Annotated in this window: 19 protein-coding genes; 9 read left to right on the forward strand and 10 right to left on the reverse strand. The window is 42.5% G+C overall.

Features of this window, described 5'->3' with window-relative positions:
• Positions 1–79 precede the first annotated feature (79 nt).
• The 3 genes from ACKU4E_RS11430 (at position 80) to ACKU4E_RS11440 (ending at position 2,400) form a co-directional block, all read left to right on the forward strand.
• Positions 80–598 (forward strand): hypothetical protein, encoded by a 519-nt coding sequence (locus ACKU4E_RS11430; protein WP_320171200.1) that lies wholly within the window; start codon positions 80–82, stop codon positions 596–598.
• A gap of 242 nt (positions 599–840) precedes the next feature.
• Positions 841–1,638, forward strand: a complete 798-nt coding sequence (locus ACKU4E_RS11435; RefSeq protein WP_320171201.1) for a restriction endonuclease — start codon at positions 841–843, stop codon at positions 1,636–1,638.
• Between the two features lie 36 nt (positions 1,639–1,674).
• Positions 1,675–2,400, forward strand: coding sequence for a hypothetical protein (locus ACKU4E_RS11440; RefSeq protein WP_320171202.1), 726 nt, complete (start codon positions 1,675–1,677; stop codon positions 2,398–2,400).
• Here ACKU4E_RS11440 and ACKU4E_RS11445 read toward each other — a convergent pair.
• From ACKU4E_RS11445 to ACKU4E_RS11490, 10 genes are all read right to left on the reverse strand, one after another.
• The gene (locus ACKU4E_RS11445) at positions 2,397–2,882 is read right to left on the reverse strand and encodes a hypothetical protein (RefSeq protein ID WP_320171203.1); all 486 of its coding nucleotides are present in this window, start codon (positions 2,880–2,882) and stop codon (positions 2,397–2,399) included. The genes ACKU4E_RS11440 and ACKU4E_RS11445 overlap by 4 nt on opposite strands.
• A gap of 5 nt (positions 2,883–2,887) precedes the next feature.
• Entirely contained in the window at positions 2,888–4,582 is a 1,695-nt protein-coding gene (locus tag ACKU4E_RS11450) for an ATP-binding protein (protein ID WP_320171204.1), read from the reverse strand.
• A 46-nt stretch (positions 4,583–4,628) separates the two neighbouring features.
• Entirely contained in the window at positions 4,629–4,991 is a 363-nt protein-coding gene (dndE, locus tag ACKU4E_RS11455) for a DNA sulfur modification protein DndE (protein ID WP_320171205.1), read from the reverse strand.
• A 1-nt stretch (position 4,992) separates the two neighbouring features.
• On the reverse strand, positions 4,993–6,957 hold the full coding sequence (gene dndD / locus ACKU4E_RS11460; RefSeq protein ID WP_320171206.1) for a DNA sulfur modification protein DndD: 1,965 nt from the start codon (positions 6,955–6,957) through the stop codon (positions 4,993–4,995).
• Positions 6,948–8,429: a DNA phosphorothioation system sulfurtransferase DndC gene (dndC, locus tag ACKU4E_RS11465; protein ID WP_320171207.1), complete on the reverse strand. Its 1,482-nt coding sequence runs from the start codon at positions 8,427–8,429 to the stop codon at positions 6,948–6,950. Before dndC ends, dndD begins: the two co-directional genes overlap by 10 nt.
• A gap of 195 nt (positions 8,430–8,624) precedes the next feature.
• Positions 8,625–9,251 carry a class I SAM-dependent methyltransferase gene (locus ACKU4E_RS11470; protein WP_320171208.1) on the reverse strand — a complete coding sequence of 209 codons (627 nt, stop codon included), beginning with the start codon at positions 9,249–9,251 and terminating at the stop codon, positions 8,625–8,627.
• A 1-nt stretch (position 9,252) separates the two neighbouring features.
• A complete protein-coding gene (locus ACKU4E_RS11475) occupies positions 9,253–9,699 on the reverse strand; it encodes a hypothetical protein (protein ID WP_320171209.1) in 447 nt (148 codons plus the stop codon).
• A gap of 73 nt (positions 9,700–9,772) precedes the next feature.
• Complete coding sequence (locus ACKU4E_RS11480) at positions 9,773–10,705, reverse strand: nucleotidyl transferase AbiEii/AbiGii toxin family protein (RefSeq protein ID WP_320171210.1); 933 nt, start codon at positions 10,703–10,705, stop codon at positions 9,773–9,775.
• On the reverse strand, positions 10,702–11,481 hold the full coding sequence (locus ACKU4E_RS11485) for a type IV toxin-antitoxin system AbiEi family antitoxin domain-containing protein (RefSeq protein WP_320171211.1): 780 nt from the start codon (positions 11,479–11,481) through the stop codon (positions 10,702–10,704). Before ACKU4E_RS11485 ends, ACKU4E_RS11480 begins: the two co-directional genes overlap by 4 nt.
• A gap of 158 nt (positions 11,482–11,639) precedes the next feature.
• Positions 11,640–12,260: a leucine-rich repeat domain-containing protein gene (locus tag ACKU4E_RS11490; protein WP_320171212.1), complete on the reverse strand. Its 621-nt coding sequence runs from the start codon at positions 12,258–12,260 to the stop codon at positions 11,640–11,642.
• Positions 12,261–12,499: 239 nt separating this feature from the next.
• Here ACKU4E_RS11490 and ACKU4E_RS11495 point away from each other — a divergent pair, with 239 nt between their 5' ends.
• The 6 genes from ACKU4E_RS11495 (at position 12,500) to ACKU4E_RS11520 (ending at position 19,683) form a co-directional block, all read left to right on the forward strand.
• A complete protein-coding gene (locus ACKU4E_RS11495; protein WP_320171213.1) occupies positions 12,500–13,447 on the forward strand; it encodes a DUF4365 domain-containing protein in 948 nt (315 codons plus the stop codon).
• Between the two features lie 28 nt (positions 13,448–13,475).
• Complete coding sequence (locus ACKU4E_RS11500; protein WP_320171214.1) at positions 13,476–13,871, forward strand: hypothetical protein; 396 nt, start codon at positions 13,476–13,478, stop codon at positions 13,869–13,871.
• 32 nt (positions 13,872–13,903) lie between these two features.
• Complete coding sequence (locus ACKU4E_RS11505; RefSeq protein WP_320171215.1) at positions 13,904–15,034, forward strand: hypothetical protein; 1,131 nt, start codon at positions 13,904–13,906, stop codon at positions 15,032–15,034.
• 656 nt (positions 15,035–15,690) lie between these two features.
• A complete protein-coding gene (locus tag ACKU4E_RS11510) occupies positions 15,691–17,298 on the forward strand; it encodes a prolyl oligopeptidase family serine peptidase (protein WP_320171216.1) in 1,608 nt (535 codons plus the stop codon).
• A 12-nt stretch (positions 17,299–17,310) separates the two neighbouring features.
• Positions 17,311–18,570 carry an alpha/beta hydrolase gene (locus tag ACKU4E_RS11515; protein ID WP_320171217.1) on the forward strand — a complete coding sequence of 420 codons (1,260 nt, stop codon included), beginning with the start codon at positions 17,311–17,313 and terminating at the stop codon, positions 18,568–18,570.
• A gap of 168 nt (positions 18,571–18,738) precedes the next feature.
• The gene (locus ACKU4E_RS11520) at positions 18,739–19,683 is read left to right on the forward strand and encodes a hypothetical protein (protein ID WP_320171218.1); all 945 of its coding nucleotides are present in this window, start codon (positions 18,739–18,741) and stop codon (positions 19,681–19,683) included.
• Positions 19,684–19,709 lie beyond the last annotated feature (26 nt).

Consider the following 19,709-nt stretch of genomic DNA (forward strand, 5'->3'; position numbering starts at 1 on the left):
AGAATTCTTCCTTTGTCGGGCATTAGAGGGGGAATATTCGTCAGTCGTTTGAGGATAAATTTAAAGGAGTAATACGAGAATGAAAAAAATAATTTCCGCGATCATTATGTTAACAGTTCTGGCTGGCCTTCAGGCATGCACTTCCTCTGCCATAGATACTGTAAAAGATGGGACTTTGGTTTTGGATAGTTCGCGCACCGTAGGACAGACCTTTGATAGCTATAAGTATTTCAGTGCTACCAGTTGGAAATCGTTCAAGGATAATAAAGGAAGGGAGATTGTCGAATTTACGGGATCAGTGGATTACGACAAGTACGTCGGGGCTATTTATGGAGGTGTTACCCTTAGCTCTGAAATTGTCACCAAGGCAAAAAAGAACATGGAAAATATGAAGATGTCTTTTATTGCCCAGTTTGCAGTTAAAGGAAATCGCTTTTTGCTGATTTTCAGTGGCATAAATGTTGGCGGGGTTGATGAAAACGGTAAGCTTCATCAGAAAAAAATTCCCGATACGAAAATGGAAACGATTGAAGCTGTTTATCGAAACGTTCCGCTTGAGCTTGTGTCAGTTATGCTTTTGAACTTTTGTAATAAGTAAGACGCGATAAGAGTTCGTTTAAAATGAGTCAGGCTCCCTTGGATATTCCGGGGGAGCCTGTTTTAGTTTGTTTCTTGTCCATGTATGGCGGAGAGCTATGGGGTGCTTTTAAAAATATCAAGTGATTTTCTGAGTGATTAGATATGTCTGCGATTATATATAAATACCAGTTTTCTGGAAAAAATATTTGCAAATAATTCTCTGTTAAATTATTGGTTTAATCAAAAACACACGTAGGCAACATGAAAATTTGGCAAGCAGTCAAGAAAGTTCTGGAAGAAGCATACGCACCCTTAACCTATGTTGAAGTGTATGAGGACATAGTTAAGAAGGGGTATTACCAGTTTAAAGCGAAGAATCCCAAGCATGTTGTCCATTCCGAGATTCGCCGCAGATGCAATAATCTTGACTTTGCTTCGGCTAAAAGTCCTAAATTTTTCACACGTAATCCAGATGGCAAATATACCCTAATTGGCTTTCAAGCGACTAATGCTCCCAATCCTTTGGCTGAAGAAGAGAATGAGCATTTTAGACTCGAACACCGTCTTGAAAATGCTCATGAGAAATATATTGCTTCTTTCAAGAAAGTACTGCTGGAAGAACTTAAGAATCTAACACCATATGAATTTGAAGTATTCAGCAAGAACTTATTGAAAAGCTATGGAGTTAAAGAGCTCATGGTTACCAGTCCCAGCAGGGATGGTGGAATTGACGGAGAAGGAATTTTGAAAGCAGGGTTGAGCAAGCTTTGCGTCGCTTTCCAGTGCAAAAGATGGAAAGGAGGAAAAGTCGGAAGGGGTGAAGTGGACAAATTCAGAGGTGCTATCCAAGGCAAGTTTGACCAAGGTATATTTTTTACAACATCCACTTTTACATCTGGGGCTAAGGCAGTTTCTACCAGAGTCGGGGCCGTGCCTATTATTCTCGTTAATGGAGATGGGATTGTTGACATCATGCTTGAAAAGCGGTGTGGTGTGCAGCAGGAACTTTTTGCCAAGTATTCTATTGAATTGGACCGAATGTTGGTGGATGACGGGTAGATTTAAGAGAGCTTTTTGTTTTGCATGAGGTAGAAAATGTCCGAAGAAGATAAAATTATACCATATACCAATAGCCCCCACTATCGTGTGACATCTCAAGGTCCTTACCTTTCTGTAAAACTTGAAGATTCATCTACGATTAGTGCCGAAGAAATTAGTCCTGTTGTTGATAAAATTTCCAATATACGGACAGTGGCAAACAATTATGATTGGCCGTTTGCTCATTACCTTGATAAGTCCGCAAATATTTTGGTTCTGGCTGTGTCAGGAGAAGTGCAAAAAGCTATTGAATCAGCTCATGATCTTGAAAAAACAATATTAAAAACAAAGACATTACTTTCGCGTCTACGCTATGCTTTAGTCGTGTTTATTCTTTTTGTTATGGTTATTATTGGGGCGATCCTTTTGTTTTGGTCGTGTGATTTTTCGTTTACCGTAATTTTAAAAAACGAAATAAAACTGCTAGTAGCGTGTATTCTTTTTGGCGGGATAGGTGGGTTTATGTCTATTGTCTGGAGGATTAATGAATTAGACATAGATATCCATTCTCCATGGCGAATGCTGGCTTTTACCGGAGTACTGCGTTTTTCTTTGGCAATGGTCTGTGGGATGATTGTGTTTTTTATAATGAAGGGGCGTATAGTCTCTTTTGTTGGAGATCCACAAAACATCTATGCTTACTTTGTTATTTCTTGCGTTGCTGGGTTCAGCGAACATTTTGTCCCAAATACTTTAGACAAAATTAGTGGTAACAAGGGCTAAATCCTATTTATCACACAAGCGTTTGTTAGAGGGGTATGCGTAGTATAAGCTTTCCAAAAATGATTAAAAATATCGGTAGAGTATTCATCTAGCCAGTTAAATTTAAGCAGGCTTGATTTTGCTGGAGCACTTTCGCCAGATGATAGAACCACGTAATCACGGTTTAGTGATAATGCACTTTGTAGACATTTTTTGTAAATATTATGTGTTAACCCTCTTAAAACCATCCCCATCAGTCCCTTTTCTACTTCTTCTGTAAGTCTGGAACACGGGATGCATCCAATAGCTATATCTTCTTTCGTTACATCCAGTTCTTTCTTTTTTAAAATTGATAAGAGAGTTGCTTCTTTCTCTGAGAAAATATGCTTTGCCCAATTGACTAATGGTATCTTTTTACTTTCTCCAATATATATATGTCCCTTGCAAGATATAAAATAAATATACGGACCTGTGTAGTTCCCTTTAAATGAGATGACATTCATGGTCTTTACCCATCTATTATGTCAGGATTGTCATCTATCCAGTTAGAAATATTATGGGATAAAAATTTATTTTTTTTACGTAGTAAAGCGGTGAGAGTTTCTTCTTCAATATCAAATAAATTTTTGTATAGCTGGTTGTCAGATACAGCCAAGGCCCATAACAGTCCTTCAACAACTTGTCGGAAGTTGTCTTTGTTATTTAGTTTTTTGAGTACATATTCGTAAAATGCTGTGTTTTTATTTATTCTAACGAAAGTTCCTTCTGAAGGACTAAATCCAGCAGAATACAGAGCAGCATCCAACACTTTACTTGAATATCGAATTCTTCTGAAAGCTCGATCCCCTTCGACAACATCAGGTTCATCTTCTTCTTTAGAAGACTCGCTTTCAGCTGCAAGGTTCAAGCCTCTCTCTTTACTGATTTCACTTTGTTCTTCTGAGAGTTCACCGGAAGGCAGCTCCTCTTCCAAACTTTGGTTTACAATATTAAAATTGTCTCCCTCTGTTCTCCCTGTCTCCTCTTTTTTATCTTTACACAGTGTAAACGCATGTTGCGCATCTTTGATGGCTTGAACTATCTCTGAACGAAGTATTTGCTCAACATCTTCTGGTAGATTTATTTTCTGTTTGGAAACATCTACATGCAGCACATCATCGTGAGCAGAAGTCAGGCATAATCTTGCTCTGAATCCATATTCATCCTTGCCAACTAAAGCCTCTTTAGGACCGAAAGGAGTGAAAATTCTATCACCCCATCTTATCAGCCGACCATTTCGATAAATAAAAAAACCCATGTTTCTTCTACCGACTTTGTAGGTTCTAATTAGCTCTTTATGTTCTTGTGGAATTTGAGCCGTAGCCATTCCTGCTTGAGGGAAGATCACTGCTTCAAGGGTCGCCTTATCTTCTGTACCTGGAATAGCTATTTCAGTATCAATGACTTTGCATGGATGTGTGCAGTCGTAGTTGTCAGGGTCAAATTCTTGTTTGGCAATGCTCTTAAAAAGTATATCAAATCCATCAATTATTTCCTCTTTTCTAGAGGTTCCAATTTCTTTTAATCTGATACTGAGTTGGCTGTCGGGGGCAGTCAATTGCTTATAATAAACGACACCAAGCTCTTCGGATAGACCATCGACAACAGACTTTAATGAAGCCTGATCGGAAAAATTACATTTATCAATGGAGACGACTGTTCCATGCTCTCCATCAATTATTTCGTTATAATATGAGATTTCCTCTGCCGAGAGAGGGCGAGAGTAAACATTGTATTTTTTGGTCTCATCAATTCTGTCGAGGTCAATGTGATGATGATCAGTCAAGTTACCATTTGTTTTAGATATGACAGAAATTCTGTTACCTAAAGATAATCCGGCTGATTTCATCCCCATGCCATACTTAGATAAGCTGTCTTTATGGTATGTAACATTACTTCCTAGCTGAAAAGCTGTAAATATTCCTTCGTTATCCATACCACAGCCATTATCTACTATTTCAAATTTAGATATACTATTCCTATTATGTCTAAACGTGTCGTCTTTTAAGGTTAAATTTATTGTAACTGAAGTTGCTTCGGCTGCGATTGAGTTGTCTATTATGTCTTTAACGGCAGCGACAGCAGAGTAGCCAATTTTTGAAATAGCTCTGCATACTCTGCTAGGGTCCATTAGGACTTCTCTTGAGTTTTCGTGTTCGGACATAATCTCCAACCTCCATAAGTTATTATCAAAAGTGGAAAGACATTATCTATAAAAAATTTAAAAATCCAGATATATCTATTTTGCGACTAAAAAGGTAGCCTATTCCTCTATGTAAGTGTTGCTTGAAATATCTGTTAATCTTATTTGAATCAGCCGAAATAGAATCAGACACACATCGCTGTTTCAACAAAGCCATATAGACCTCGTGGTGCCCACCACCAAAGGTTTTCCAAGTCATCTCAACAGAACTATCGCTGGGAATCTCTTCATCTCTAGGTTTTGAGGGTTCAGCCAAGGAGAGGCAGAACGCCCAACGGCAGAGCACATTCCAATTAGTGATTCCGGTGCGCCTTTTCACCATAACTAGTTGATCTTTTGCTCTTTGTGAAAGTCTTACGTGTTCAATCATATTAGCTGAAATATCCGTTTGTTATTTGAGTTTTGTGTCGCTTAATGTCGTGTTGTAATGTGTAACTTGCACCAATAAATTCTGAGAGCTTTTCTTTTGCTTCTCCAACGATTTCAGTGTCAGTAGAGAGCAGAATTGTCTGATGGCTGACATTTGGAAAGTAGTATTCAACTAAAAGGTTCCTGTGGATTGAATCAAGGCGTCCAAGGGGAGTATCAACAATGATTGGTAGGGGACGCCCTGAAGCCCTACCAAGCCCCCAAAGGATAGAGATAATGACCAACTGCCGTTCCCCTGCAGAAAGTGATGTCAGTGGAATATGTCTTTCGTTATGTCCTCGTAAAACCAACTCGTAGTTATCTGTGTTGATTTTGACCGAAGTAATGAACCCCTTCTTCCTTAAAAGGAGATTCGTACTTTCCAGTATGAGTTCCTCAAGGTGAGAAACTGACTTATTCAATACCGCGTCGCCAAACTCTCCTACTCGATTACGGGCGATTCCTGCATATTTAATGACTCTATCGTGAACAAGTTGCTCTGCGTCCTCTATTGCTTGTTTTTCTAAGAAACGTTTTTTTTCAGCCGTTTTAAATTTGTGCGATCCCTCAAGCTCTGCAATCTTTCGCTCAATGCTCGCCATCTGATCTATTGCTATACTTAATGCCTGTTTTGCTTCGTCTCTCTTTCTAATTGATTCCGCCACACTTTCTTCTGGAGGGATCATTGAAAGTTTGCGTTCTAAAGAATCCTTCTTTTCATTCCACTGCTCATATTTGCTTTTGAGTGAAGCAGCCTGCTTTTGTTCATGTTCAATGCGCTGGGGAAGATGCTGGAGAAGAGAGCTTCCTTCTTCAGACATATCTAGAATTATTTCTGTTGCGGCAGTGTCGCTTCGGCTCGTGCGGTCAGCCTGCAAAAGTTTTGACAATTCATCATATGCGCTAGGTGCCTTTTTATTAACAATTTCTAAGAACGTTTGATCTCGCTCTTCGAGCACCTCAAGTACTGCCTTTGCTTTAATCGCGTCCTGTTCGCATTTTTCCTGTTTCTGAGTGTCTGCTATCAGATTACCGATCAAGGCTAAAGGTAGAGTTCCGGCTGCTAGCTCTCTAAGTTCTGCTGAAATAACTTCAAGCTCTTGTTGCGCGTACCCTAAATCTTCTTCAATACCTTTTCTGTGGGAGAAAAGCTCCGCTCCGCTTGTTTTGAATTCACCCTCAGCCTTGGCAAGTTCCTTTTCTTTTGCAGCGAGTGTTTTTTCAATAGATTTCTTTTCTGCTTTAAGGTCGTTTATTTCGATTTGTTGTTGTTTTAATACGTTATCAAGAGTCTCTAGCCTTTCCTTGACTTCTGAGTCTGCTGTTTCTTGGGATTTCTTATAAATAAGTGAGGAGAGGTCCTCTTGCAGGCGATTAAGGAGGTTGATTCCAAGTAAGGCTTCAACTCCTGTCTTAAGAAGTAACTGGGCTCCTTCTTTACTTGCCATGTCTGCGACTGCTTCGCCGTCAAAAAAGAATAAATTTGCAATGCTTACAGGGATAAATGAGTCAATAAATTCTTCCCAAGTAGATGATATGACAGAATCATGTTTTCCGTTCTTATGTGCGACAAATTTTTCAGCAATCCGACCACCAGACGCTTCTTTCCAACTTCGGGTTACTTTATAAGTGTCTTTTACCCCTTGAGAGTAAGTCGCAAATGATAATGTGACACGACTTTCTCCAATGGACGGGTCGTTGATCAACTTTTTTAAAAAAGCGGAGTATGACGTAATTTTGGGGTCAAGGTGAACCAATCTCTTGCCAAACAAGACAAGCCTGATGGCGGTGAGCAGACTTGTTTTACCTGCTCCATTTAAGCCTCCAACCAATACAATAGGATGCGAGCTATCCTTTGGGCTTAAATCTAAATGTTGAACTTCGCCGTATACGCTAAAGTTTTCGAGAATAAGTTCGCTTAAGAGCATTTATCTTCCTCAACTGTACGTACTTCATTATATTGTTTGGTGAAGTTAACGGCATCATCTTTATTGTCATAGAATGCTTTGCGGATCACCTGTTCCATCCTGTCATATAAGCCTGCACGCCTGAGTTTTGTCTGGTATTCCCACATTAAATCAAGTAGTTCGCGTATCATTTCGTAGCTCAGCCTGTTCTCCGGGCCACAAATCTCTTCAAGAAGTTTAAGTTCCTTTTCTCCAAAGCAATGATAATGTTGAAGATTGGTGTCCGGAAAAGTTTTGCCGGTTTCATCTTTATAAATGACAGGAAGGCGGTCCTCAATTTCGTGTTTTTCTACTAGCCATATACGGCGAATTTCCTTCAGCTCTTCAATGGAGATCAGGCTTATGTCGCCAAAGTCCATAGGAGCGTTTTGGCGCATAGTTTTTTCTGTTTTCAGCAGTTGTCTTAAAAATATTTCTCGTTGACTCTGTAGATATGGGCCGTGAATGGGCTTACCTTTATAAAATTCTACAGACCCCTTCATCCTACGGAAATCACGCATCTTTTTGTCATCTTTAACCGTAAGGTGAGTACGATACTGAATTAAAGGCAAAAGCCATTCATTTGCCTTATCGTTTGTAGCCATATTTTCAAGGGAGCTATCACGAGTAACCAAAGTGCATGTCCAGCAGCCAAATCGGCTTTTCCCACAACTTGGGGTTTTTTCGTCCAGCTCTATGATCATCGGACATTCACGGTCTTCAGTCGCATCTTTATATAGCTCAAGCAGTTCGGAATTGCTCAATCCCCATGGGTTGTCCTTATCCATAAGAAATGCCCAGACGTCGTCATTGGTCCAGTCTTCAATCGGGGTATAAATAAGGCAGTTTTCAACGTGCTTGTTGGGGCTTAAACGATCACGCAGGCGGTGTTTTTCGTGTCGCCGCATGTTGCTTGCACGTTTTGTACTTTCATATTTTCTGGTCCCCAAAGCTAGAATTGTTTCACCGTATTGGTTGGCAACTTTTTCAATAAATTTGTTTGAGGGCTCAATTTTAAGGCGATCTGTACACCAGCGGAATTTTGACCAAGGGCGAGGGTAGCCACGACCTATAAGGTTGACCCAAAAGCTATTTGTGGGATCAGGATGCAGAAGGTGGGACTCAAAGGGCATGCCCTGTTTTTTTGCATGATAATTGATTAGATTAATAGATTGCTTTACCCACTTTGCAACAACCGGATTTTCCACAAGGGTATCGGTACTGATAATATAAACTTTTTTATTACGGTCTGCCTCTGGCAAGGATTCAAGAGCAAGCCATATCAATTGAAGAACCGCAGTGGAGTCTTTGCCGCCGCTATAGCCTATTACCCAAGGATGTGGGTCTTCTTGGTATAGAGTTTTTACCTCCTCAAATAAAAAGGAGAGATATTTTTTGTACCCCATTCCCTCCAACTGGAATGCTGAGTACTGATGGTTGTCTTTTTTAGTCATGTGAAGGGTAAACCTTTACGAAATAATATCTAATATAGTTAATTGATTGGGAAAATAAAAAAATGAAAGCCCTTATCATTTCAAGGAGTTTCATCTTTACTAAATATAGGCAGCAGTTGCACTCTGTTTTGCTGTTTAGCCTACCTTCGTTGCTACTGCAAGATTACGTGTGCTAAATGAAAGTCAGCTTGGGAGTTACGTTTTTGAGATTGAATTTTTCTTGAAAATACAGCAACGCCAAGATAGTTCACTGCGTCCGAGGCTATCTAAATTAATATTTTGAGACAATAGTTCAAGCCCAACCTTGTGAGCTCTAGTGTCGAATTGGGCAGTGTCAATTTTATAAAACCCCTCTTCTTCCTTCCCGCCAATCTTGTATGAGAAAATGATTATACCGTTATGTTTAAGTAGTTCTGACACTCTGGAGAACGCTTTTTTTCTTTCTTTAGAGGACAAGTGCATCCACACAGCCGACAGGAGAATTACATCATATTGGGCTGGTGGGCTTGGTAGTTTCGCTAGTTCTGGGAGGCGATCTTCAGCCCAACTAATTTTTATTCCTGCGTGCCTTTTTTGTGCTGCTTCTAAAAGACGTTTTGCAGGCTCAACAGCCGTAACTTGAAACCCTTTTTTCACGAGAAAGGCTGCATCGCGTCCTGAGCCTGCACCAATATCAAGTACATGGGCGGGTGGCGTTGGCAGGTAGGGTAAGACTTCTGGATGAAAGCTTTCAAAATCTAAACTTTCATACTTTTTAATACGATTCTCAATTTCAAGATTGTAGCTTTCAATGATTTGGTCATTTGTAAGGAACACAGACATGCTATAAGGTTCCATTCGATTGCATTATTGTTACTGGATTGGCATTAGAAAAATAAAAGTTAACATCAAGTCCAAGGAGTGCTGAAGCAGCCAAGATCAAATTAATTATAGCAGCTAAAATGAGCAGACCTGCAAAAAGTTTTACTACGCCATATCCAGAGCGAGGAGGCTCGTCTTCAAACGTTAAGGTTTTATTTAAAAGGATGTCCATAACTCCTCTAACCCGTAGAAGCACTGGAATAAGGCAAATGTCACAGATCACCGCGATCATGGCTATTCCAAAGAAAGCCCAACTCGTCAACGGTATCTTTCCCAAAGCAAGCCATAGCCCACCATTTAGGGTCATGGCTATCGCAGGAATATTCCATAGTTTGGCATTTAGTGATCTGAAATGTTCACAATTCTGCTTGTAAATTTCTAACTCTTTTTCTTGCTCAAAGGTCGTCATTTTGTTCTCGGTGATTGTCTATGCAAGTGACCTGTAGTCTCTATGGTGAAAGTTATCAACATCTTGATTGGTCCTAAACTTCCAAACACTCCTCAAGCTTCCGAATAGCCTCAGCATGCTTCTTCTCATTCTTTCTCAACTTCTCAATATTCTGCAGTTTCCAAAGCACGGCAGGTAGTTGCGCGGCGTGAGGGATTCCCAGAAGTTCCCATTCAGGATTTCCCTTTTTGACGGAGAGCAGGAATTGCTTGTCGCCATTGCTTAGGCCAGACTTGATTTCTTGGACCAGCTGATCGCGGGTGGCTTCAAGCTTTTCAAGGGCAACTTTAGTCTGTGTCATGCCCCGGAACTCTTTTTCGTAGGCATCGGCTAAGGGTTGGAAATTGGGATTCAGAATTTCCGACATTGGGCGGTTGTGTCCGAGTAGATAGACGAGAAATGCCTTTCGGGTTTTCTCGGTCAGCCCTTCGGTGTCGAGCAGCTGGGCTACATCAAAAAGATCGCGTGGATGTTGGCGATCCAGTGCCGCGCATATTTTACCACCGTATAGATCATGAATGGAAAGGCGGCGTACTTCAGCTGCCATTTCAAAGCGGCGTTCAACTTCCGGCTGTAGGTCAGAATATTCTGTCTCATATACTGTGCCGCGAATGGTGGCATTGGGTTCAACCTTAACCATTACTCCATCGTGCTTGATTAAGACCTTGGGAGCGGCATTGTTTGGCGCGGTCAGATTTACTGTTGCGGCAGGCATGATTGTTTCCACCTGCTTCGCAAGTTTTTGCATGCTTTCTGAAATATCGCGCAGAGCTGTCTTGCGGTCATTGATTGGGCAGTAAGCAAGGTCAATGTCTACGGACAGGCGTGGCAGATTCCAAAGGAAAAAATTCAGGGCCGTGCCGCCTTTCAGAGCGAGGAATGCTGAACCGTCACCGTTGGGATGGTCATATTCAATCAAGGACAAGACACGCAGCAGGATACGCACCTGCTTTTCGTATTTATTCAAAACAGTTCCTCTTCATTGTGCTTGGGGACGGTGATGTTGAATTCTTTATCCAGCATGCCGTTTTTTACTATCTCGCGTTTGCCGGAGCCCAGTTGGATGCTGTCGCGTTTGATGCGGGAAAGCCAGCGGTGTCCGCTTTCTCTAGCAAGGTAGAGGAATAGCCTTTTGACCTTGATGCTGTTGCACTCTTCGAGCAGTGTTTGGACAAGCGTGGGCCGTAAAGTGCCGAGTCCTTGCATAAGTTGAAAAGCTTCATCGAAACCTACTTTTTGCAGTACGTGGTGCAGCAGTTCAAGTATGGCGCGTTCTGGGGAGGATATTTTTACCGTAAAAGTTCCAGCATCGTGTTCAGTGAAGCTGTCGGAGAGGTTGTCAGGAAATAGGGAGGTGGAAGTAAAGACGATAGTCTGCCCCCAATCGTATTTGGCAAACCATGCCGCCAGTTTTGTTTTGGGGGGAGCAAAAAGGAATATTTCACGCTTCTGTGCTGAGACGTAGTGGGTATAGCCCTGAAGCTCAAGAGCAGTTCTGCCCCCGGCATGGATGAATGGTTTGTCTTTTTGCTGCAAGCTATGCAGGCCACCGAGCCAAGTGGGGGTGTCATGCGATTTGGCATATGCACCGCGACCTACGGAAACAAGCCAGCCTTGCTCCATGTATCCTTGGACAAGTGACTTGTTGATTTCCAGCTTCGCCAGCTCTTCGGAATTTTTTATGGTCCCGTTGGGCCACGCCAGCATGAGTTGGTTTATTTTTGTTCCTCTTCTTTGGTCCATGTTGTACTAAATAGCTTTTATTTAAACTATGGGCAAGTGATTGGTTTAAAAATATGCTGATTAGTATGTGTATAGAGTGCTATCTGGGGTAAAATTAAACTAACGATAGGCTGCTTCACCTACAGTTGTTAATGAAGGGAAGGAGCTTTGTACCTTTATCAAACGGAAATGGAATGACCTTCTAAGCACAGATTTTTCAACCTTTTCAATGATGATATTTTATTATCCTGTAGTTGAATCCATTCTAAGGCAGGCATTTTTTTACCGCATGGGGGATTTCCTTGAAAGACGTTCATACTCAAGCCCAATTCTTCTAGATGTTGTAATTTCGTAATGTTGTCAGGCAGGCCTGTGAGCGGATTACTACTCAAATTCAGTCTTTTCAATTGAGGCAGTTTGCATATCGGATCAGGAAGATTTGTAAATAAATTGTTTTTTATGTCCAGCTCTTCAAGATTTGATAATTTCCCAAATGAAGGCGGTAGGTCTGATAATAAGTTCTTGTGTAGATGCAGTGTTTTAAGTTTGGTCAGTTTCCCGATTGAAGTGGGGAGGCTCGTTAAATTTACGCCAATAATTTTTAGTTCTTCAAGATCGCTGAGTTCACCAATTAAGTCCGGTAATTGTACTGGGGCGAAAATTGGTTCTTCCTTTAGCTCGTAGCTGGAAATTGTTAGCGAGGTTTGTTTGCTTCTTTTCGCGGTGAAAATTTTATAGAAAATAGTTCCGGCGATGCAAAATTTTACCTTGTGATCATATATGTGCGATGTTTTGGGCATTGTCTTTCTAACACAGTTGAGGTTTTGGCTGAATGTAGCGGTTACTTTAACTCTTCTGCGTTCCAGATACCGGAACATGGTTCTGTGTTTAGTTTCTCATCCACCTTCTGTATAAGGGGATTCCTTTTTATTTAAGAAAATCAGTCTCAGAGGCTTGTTTCAGGAAGTTATAATGTGTTGACTCATTACAGGACGGGGGAGTAATTATTACCAGAATTTAAATAAGACTTGGGGGGAGTGTGGGAGTAGATAAGAATTCTTCAACTGACCGGATAGGGGTTTCAACGCTAGAGCTGTTCTTCAATAAGCTAGGGTGGTTATTTAGAGAACAGGTGATTCATGATCACGGTATTGATGCCCATGTTGAAGTCGTAATAGATGGAGAGGCAACAGGAAGACTCATAGCTATTCAGATTAAAACAGGGAAAAGCTATTTCTCAGAAAAATCATGTGGAAATTATATTTTCAGGACTGACCAAAGGCATGCTGAATATTGGGCTGAACACTGTCTTCCTGTGATTTTGGTGATGATAAACCCTGAAGAGGAAGAGCTTGTATGGCAGGCTTTAAATGATTCTACGATTGTCAGAACAGGTAAAGGATACAAAGTTTCTGTCCCTGCTTCTAAGAAACTTGATGCAAATGCTTTGACGGAAATTGCGGGTCTGTCTAATTACCCAGATTATATACAAAAGATGAATAAGCTGAGACTAGATCATGAGTGGATGGAACTTATTCATGATGGATGGGAAGTTTATATCGAGTTCAATGATTGGGTAAATAAATCCTTAGCAAGATTTGAAATTAAAATAGGTAGTGACCATAAGGATTTTGGCGAAAAGAAATGGCCTATGATTTATGGGGCTGGGATGTCGATAGAAGATGCGCTCTCTTATGTCATTCCATGGGCTTCTTTTGCCGTTGATGAAGATCTCCACCGTGAAGAGGCAGAGGGTGTTTGGTGTGCTGAATGTTACGGCGGATATGATAAAGAAGACGATATTGTTTATTACACAATGGGGTTTGACGAGTGGTACACGCCTCCCGAAGGACTAGTTCCGTGCTCCGAGGATGGCGAAACTGCTCACTACAGGCTCATTTTAAGTTTGAACGATATTGGTTCTTCGTTTCTGGAATTAGATGAATTCTTGCGTAGTGAAGAGATGCTGATTTCGGAGGCTCGGTAAAATATTACTAACCGAGATGAGTAAAGATATGCGAGATTTTAATAATAGTGGCGTATTTAATGTAAATGGGGATGTCGTCGTTGGGGATGGCAATGAGGTAGGGAAGCCATTTATCCAATGCTCAAATGAAGAGCTATTGTTAGAACGACGTTTTCGGAAGGAGAACCTTCGTCGAGAGTTTAAAGCAAAAAGCAAAAGAGTAATTTGTACAGCCATTTTAATTATGGTTTGTGTTTTTTGTTTCGCTGGGTATGAGTTCTATAAAGGAAATAGCAAATTGAGTATGTGGATTCTGGAATTGACGTCTATCGTACTGACCTTTTTGGGTTTGAAGACTGTTCTTACTCCTAATACATATGAGAAATTCGAACACCGTGATATTGAGGCAATTAATATCATTTTGAAATCACGACGGGTAGAATAACTCAGGTGCCTTCAAATATATAGGAAATCAAAGTGTTTGATACTTTTCTTCGCGAAGCAGAAGCTGATGGATTGTTGAAAGAATATTCTCCTGAGCATTTTTTGATTCAGGCTATGAATGGACAAACTCCTATGTTTTTTGAGGAGCACCAAAATATAAAATCAAATTCTGCCGTAAATAGGGCAAAGATGGATATCGCTTCAACCTTTGTTGCTAATTTTTCGTGTGGTCTTCAGCGGCTTGCGAGTCATTTCTGTGAAAAGGATATTGAAAAATTTATAAAAGGACAACTCGCAGCAGGAAAGGACAATTACTCTGAAGATCAATTTGTTCAGGCTTTTTCGGAAGTAATGGTTCTGGGGTTCTTGACTGATTTTGCCGGAAAGAAAGTAGTGCAAGCTACCTATGAACCAAAGTTGCAAGGGCAAAGTAATCCAGAGGCCAGAATTGAGTACAATGATGGGGTTGTCTTTGATGTAGAAGTTAAGACGCCATGTTTTCCCAAAATTATAACAATCCCAAAAGATAAAAGGGGTATTCTCAAACCAAATATGGTATTAACTCGAGAGCAATTTTCATTAGCTAAAGAGCTTTGCCAAAATGCAAATATTGAATTTATGCCTCCACGGGTTTTGAAGATCAAAGATTTCATAAAAAGTGCATCTAATAAGTTTGAAAAGGTTGATAATATTGAACATTTCAATATATTGTTTATTAATTGGACATTGTCAGATTTTTATAACGTAGGGGTAAATGAACCTATAGGGCTTATCGGCAACCCCATTAATGGAATCATTCACTGTTCTGAAGCGGCAAGCCAAATAGGTATATCAGATAAGGATCTCGAAAATATCTCTGCAATTGTAATTTATCGGGACTCATTTGATTCAATTTCTCAATGCGATTATAGATGGCATTTTGCTGCCCCAAAGAGGGTAGAACTTATTCTCAATGGTTCCGTCCAAAGCGAGCATGTACAAAATATTGCTAAAAAATTAAATCGCGATCCGATGAACACATCATTTTGTGAATGGGCTCCTTTCGATTGGGCATTTGATAAGGACGAGGATGAAATCACTATCAAAACCCAAGCGGACAGTCTCTTTAGGACAATGATGAAGTTGTCTCCACAAGGAGCAAATACATTTAATTTTAGCGTTTGAAAAATTATACCAGCCTATCAGATGAATTGTCCGCAAATTGTACGCAAATCTGCGTACAAAACTCGGTAGTTTTAGGTAGTTTTCGGCAGTTTTGGAAATGGGCTGAAATATGGGGAGGGCTCATGAATTATGGGATTACGGGCATTTCCGGCGCAAAATTTGATCTCCCGCCAGACAATTCGTAACCAGCAGGTCGGGCGTTCAATTCGCCTCGTTGGCTCCATAACAAAATCAAGGGCTTACACGTAATGTGTAAGCCCTTTTTCTTTTTTTGCGAATGTGGTGGAGGTTGTGGTGGCGGTACGGCCTTGTCAAACAGTCCCAACGTGAAAAACGTGAATTTGTTTTTACGTAAAACACCTGTGTTTTTTCACGTGAATTCACGTGAAATGAAATTGACAAACCAACACTGTCTTGGTCGGAATATACAGTGCGAATTAGGAGTGGCTGACGTTTGTTTCCTGGGTGGCCATCTCGCAACATTTTATGATCATTAACTTAGGTGTCAGCTCAGTCACCTTATGCAGCAGGGGGCTACACGCATGTCTCGTTTCATAAATATTGAAAAGTATGCTTTGGTTTTATTTTTGTTGGTGACAGTGTGTTTTTTGCAAACTCCCGCCATGGGATCGGGAGGTATCGACCCTGCTGACCCAATGGTCAGAGTCACATCGCCGCCCTGTAATCTGGACGTAAACAAAGTGCTGGCGGCGGTAAGTAAGGATGTCAGCAGAGCTACAGGGATCAAGGAGTCCTTCATCACCTACTATTGGCAGACTTTTGACAATGTGGTGTATGAAGGCAAGGAAACCGACAAACCGCTTTATGTAGACCTCTATGTGCCCGGATTTTTTAGCGATGATGATGTCAAAGGCATGCTCAATGCCGTGGCCGACGCTCTTGTGGATCACGCCGGGGTCGAACGCAAATGGCTGTTCATCCATACGCATTTCCCCCTGCCGGAACAGGTTTATATTGGCGGGGGCATTACCAAATGGGACACCTACCGAGGTAAACCCAACAACAAACCCCGTGATATGGCAGATCGGGCCTTGAACAGGTTTATGTTCAATGATGCATCCTTTGTTTTTCAATGTCTCTGGCGTTTCGGCATTATAGCTTCTGGAGCATCCGATCTTGGCGAACTCTTGACCATCACCAGCCGGGTTGAGGATTTTAACAAAGAAAGCTGGTATAAATCCTGGAATTCAATGGCCGCCAGAGTTCGTTCCATGGGGGATGAATTTGTTGCCTCCGGGCATGATATCAGTGCCGGGCAAGCCTACTTTCGAGCAACAAATTATTACCGGGCCAGTGAAATTTATCTCTCAAAAGACGACCCGCGCAAACATCTGGCCTGGGATGATGGCCGGAAAAGTTTTCTCAAGGCTGCCGCTCTTTCCGGCGGGCGAATTGAACCTGTGCGTATTCCTTATGAAAAGACGACTCTGCCGGGTTATTTTATCAAGGCTGATAACAGCGGCAAAAAACGTCCGCTGCTGATGATTCAGACAGGTCTCGACGGTACCGCCGAGGATCTTTATTTCATTCTCGGTGTACAGGCGGCCAAGCGCGGTTATAACTGCCTCATCTATGAAGGCCCTGGGCAGGGCGAGGCAATTTCTGTTGAGAAGCTGCCCTTCAGATATGATTGGGAGAAGGTTGTCAGTCCGGTTGTCGACTATGCATTGAACCGTTCCGAGGTGGACGCTGACCGTCTGGCCATTATCGGTTATTCCATGGGAGGCTATCTGGTTCCCCGCGCCTTGGCATTCGAGAAACGTATTCGGTGGGGCATTGTCGACGGTGGAGTCTACAGTGTTTTTGACGGCACCATGACCAAGTTCCCAAAGGAGGTTCGTGATGGAGTGGGTAAATCCAGCCGAAAAAAGGATGTGAACAAACTTGCCTATGCGGAAATGGAAAAGCACCCGGACCTGAAACAGTTCATCAACCAGATGCTCTGGACCTTTGACGCTGCCACTCCTTACGATTTGTTCACCATGCTTAAAAAGTACACAATGAAAGATGTGTTCGGTAAAATTGATACTGAAATGCTGGTACTCAATTCCAGTAATGACCAGATCGCCGGGTCCAACGCACAGGCCAAAAAGTTTTATAACGGTCTTAAGTGCAAGAAGAGCTACTTTGAGTTTAACACCGATCATGGCGCACAATTTCACTGCCAGTCAGGCGCGCCGTTTGTATCCAGTGAACGTATATTGAACTGGCTTGATGAACGGGCCAAACCCAAACAGAAGTAAGAGGAACTGATCATGATGAAATTCAGGGTTCTCGTATTGCTGGCCGCAATGCTGGCAGTGTCAACAGCAGGTGTTCAGGCAGCTGAAGACGGCAAAAAGTTTGATGCCCACGCCACAAGCTTCAGCTACTTCTTCAAGGATGCTGATATGGATTTTCATTTTGGCAACCTTGTTCTCGGTTCTGCCGGGAATGGTGGCGTAGAGATCGGCGAGGCATTTTATGCTGCTTCGCAGATCAAAGACGGGGATGCAGTCAGTTGGCAGAAAGAATGGTATGAGCTTGCCCGTCGGGTAGAGGCTCGTGGAGAGCGCTCATTGAAAGAGGGGCACAAGGTTAGCGCACGGGATCAGCTTTTACGCGCTGCTTACTATTACCGCATTTCTTTGCTGGCCATGCTGCCGGATAATCCGGAACTGCAAAAGCGCGGCCTCAAGAGCCGGTCGCTTATGATAAAGGCGGGACAGCTTTTTGATCCGCCGCTGGAGTATTTTGAAATCCCCTTTGAAAATACGGTTCTGCCGGGATTTTTTCGTAAAGCCGATTCTTCAGGCAAGCCGACCAAAACTCTGCTTATGATTGGCGGGGGCGAGACTTACATTGAAGACCTCTTTTTCTACATAGCGCGGCAGGCACATGACCGTGGCTACAACTTCATGACTGTCGACCTGCCCGGACAGGGCATGATGCCCCATGCAGGGTATGTTTTCCGCACTGATACCAATGTGCCTATGAAGGCTGTGGTTGATTACGCCCTGAAACGTAAGGATGTTGATCCTGCTAAACTGGCTGCTTACGGCATCAGTGGCGGCGGACTTTTTGTTCCGCAGGCCGCTATGCACGATAAACGCATCAAAGCCATCGCCATGAGTTCGGCAGTGGTGGATGCCCATAAGCTTTTCGCTGACATGCCTGCCGCAGTGGCTTCGAAAAAGGATATGGAAGGATGGACTTCTTTTCACGGTAATGTGGTCGAGTCAATCTGCTGGCGCTACGGCGTGGATAAGCCTTCGGGACTGATTGAAGCCAACAACGGCAATACCTTTGATGCAGGTAAAATAGCCGCTCCGGCCCTGCTTATCGTCGGAGAGGGTGAATATCGCAGCAAGGAAGTACAGCGGCAGCAAAAAAAGGCTTTGGACAACTTCACGGACCCAAGAAGTGCCCTGGTAGTTACTCCTTCCAATGAAGGAGCCACAAACCACTGCCTCATGGAAAATCGCAGCATAGTGGGACAGGTTCTGTTTGACTGGCTGGATGTAGTGTTCAAATAAGGACCGGGTGAGGTCAGTACAGTGTTTCAAAACAGCTTTCGAATACTTATATCGATTTTGATTTTGTTCCTGTTTGCCGGTTGTGCTGCCATTGGGCCGCCGCGAGTGGAACGGGACCGCATTGAATATAATATGTCGCTCACAGATTCGTGGAAGAAGCAGATATTATTGAATATTATCAAAATACGGTATGTTGAGCCGATTTTTTTCATGGATGTTGGGGAAATCGTTGCGGCTTATTCCATGGAAACAGGCGGAACGGTTGGGGCGTCTCGTTCAATATATGACAGCTCACTGGCCAGTACCAGCTCGGTTTTTGAGCTGGGCGGGACCGCCAAGTATACAGATCGGCCTACAATTACCTACCGTCCTTTAACAGGTGCGACTTTTTTGCGGGGCGTTATGTCGCCCATGCCGCTACGTAACGTTCTTATCAGCATTGAATCGGGGGCTTCGGCGGAATTTTTCTTCAGTCTGGGGGTGCGGAGCATAAACGGATTGATGAATGAAACGTTCAGTTCAAACGGTTACCGCGCTGCTGACGAACGTTTTATTCGCGCTGTTAAACTTATAGCCGAGTTGCAGGCAAATAATACCCTTCACGTTGTCCGCGATCCCCGCCATAAAGGCGATACGCCGTTGCTTAGACTGAAGATAGGAGAGATGAAAGGTGATACTAAGACCGCCGCACAGGCCAGGGAGCTGAAAACATTGCTTGGCTTGGATTCGAAATCCGACAGCTATGCAATCGGTTTTGGCTCAAGCAAAGTGGACGATCAATCAATCATATTGCAGACTTATTCTCTGGCACAGGTTCTTGCTTCCGTTTCAGGACGGGTGGATATGCCTGCAGACGACCTTGCTTCGCACCGGGCAGCTCCCGGAATGCCTGCATCAGGCAATGGAGGACTGTTCAAGAAGGCGATGGTCATGTCGGGCAAAAAAGAGCCTGAGGGTGCTTTTGTTTCCGTAAAGTTCAGGGACAGCTGGTTCTGGGTTGATGATCATGACCTGCTTACCAAAAAGATATTTTCCTTCATGATGCTGGCTTTTACCCTGATGGATAAAGGGCAGCAGGAAACACAGCTGCAATTGACTCTTCCGACACAGTAGAGCATGGTGGGCATAAGTTGAAAAAT

It is taken from the genome of Maridesulfovibrio sp., assembly GCF_963677005.1.
Lineage (GTDB): Bacteria > Desulfobacterota > Desulfovibrionia > Desulfovibrionales > Desulfovibrionaceae > Maridesulfovibrio.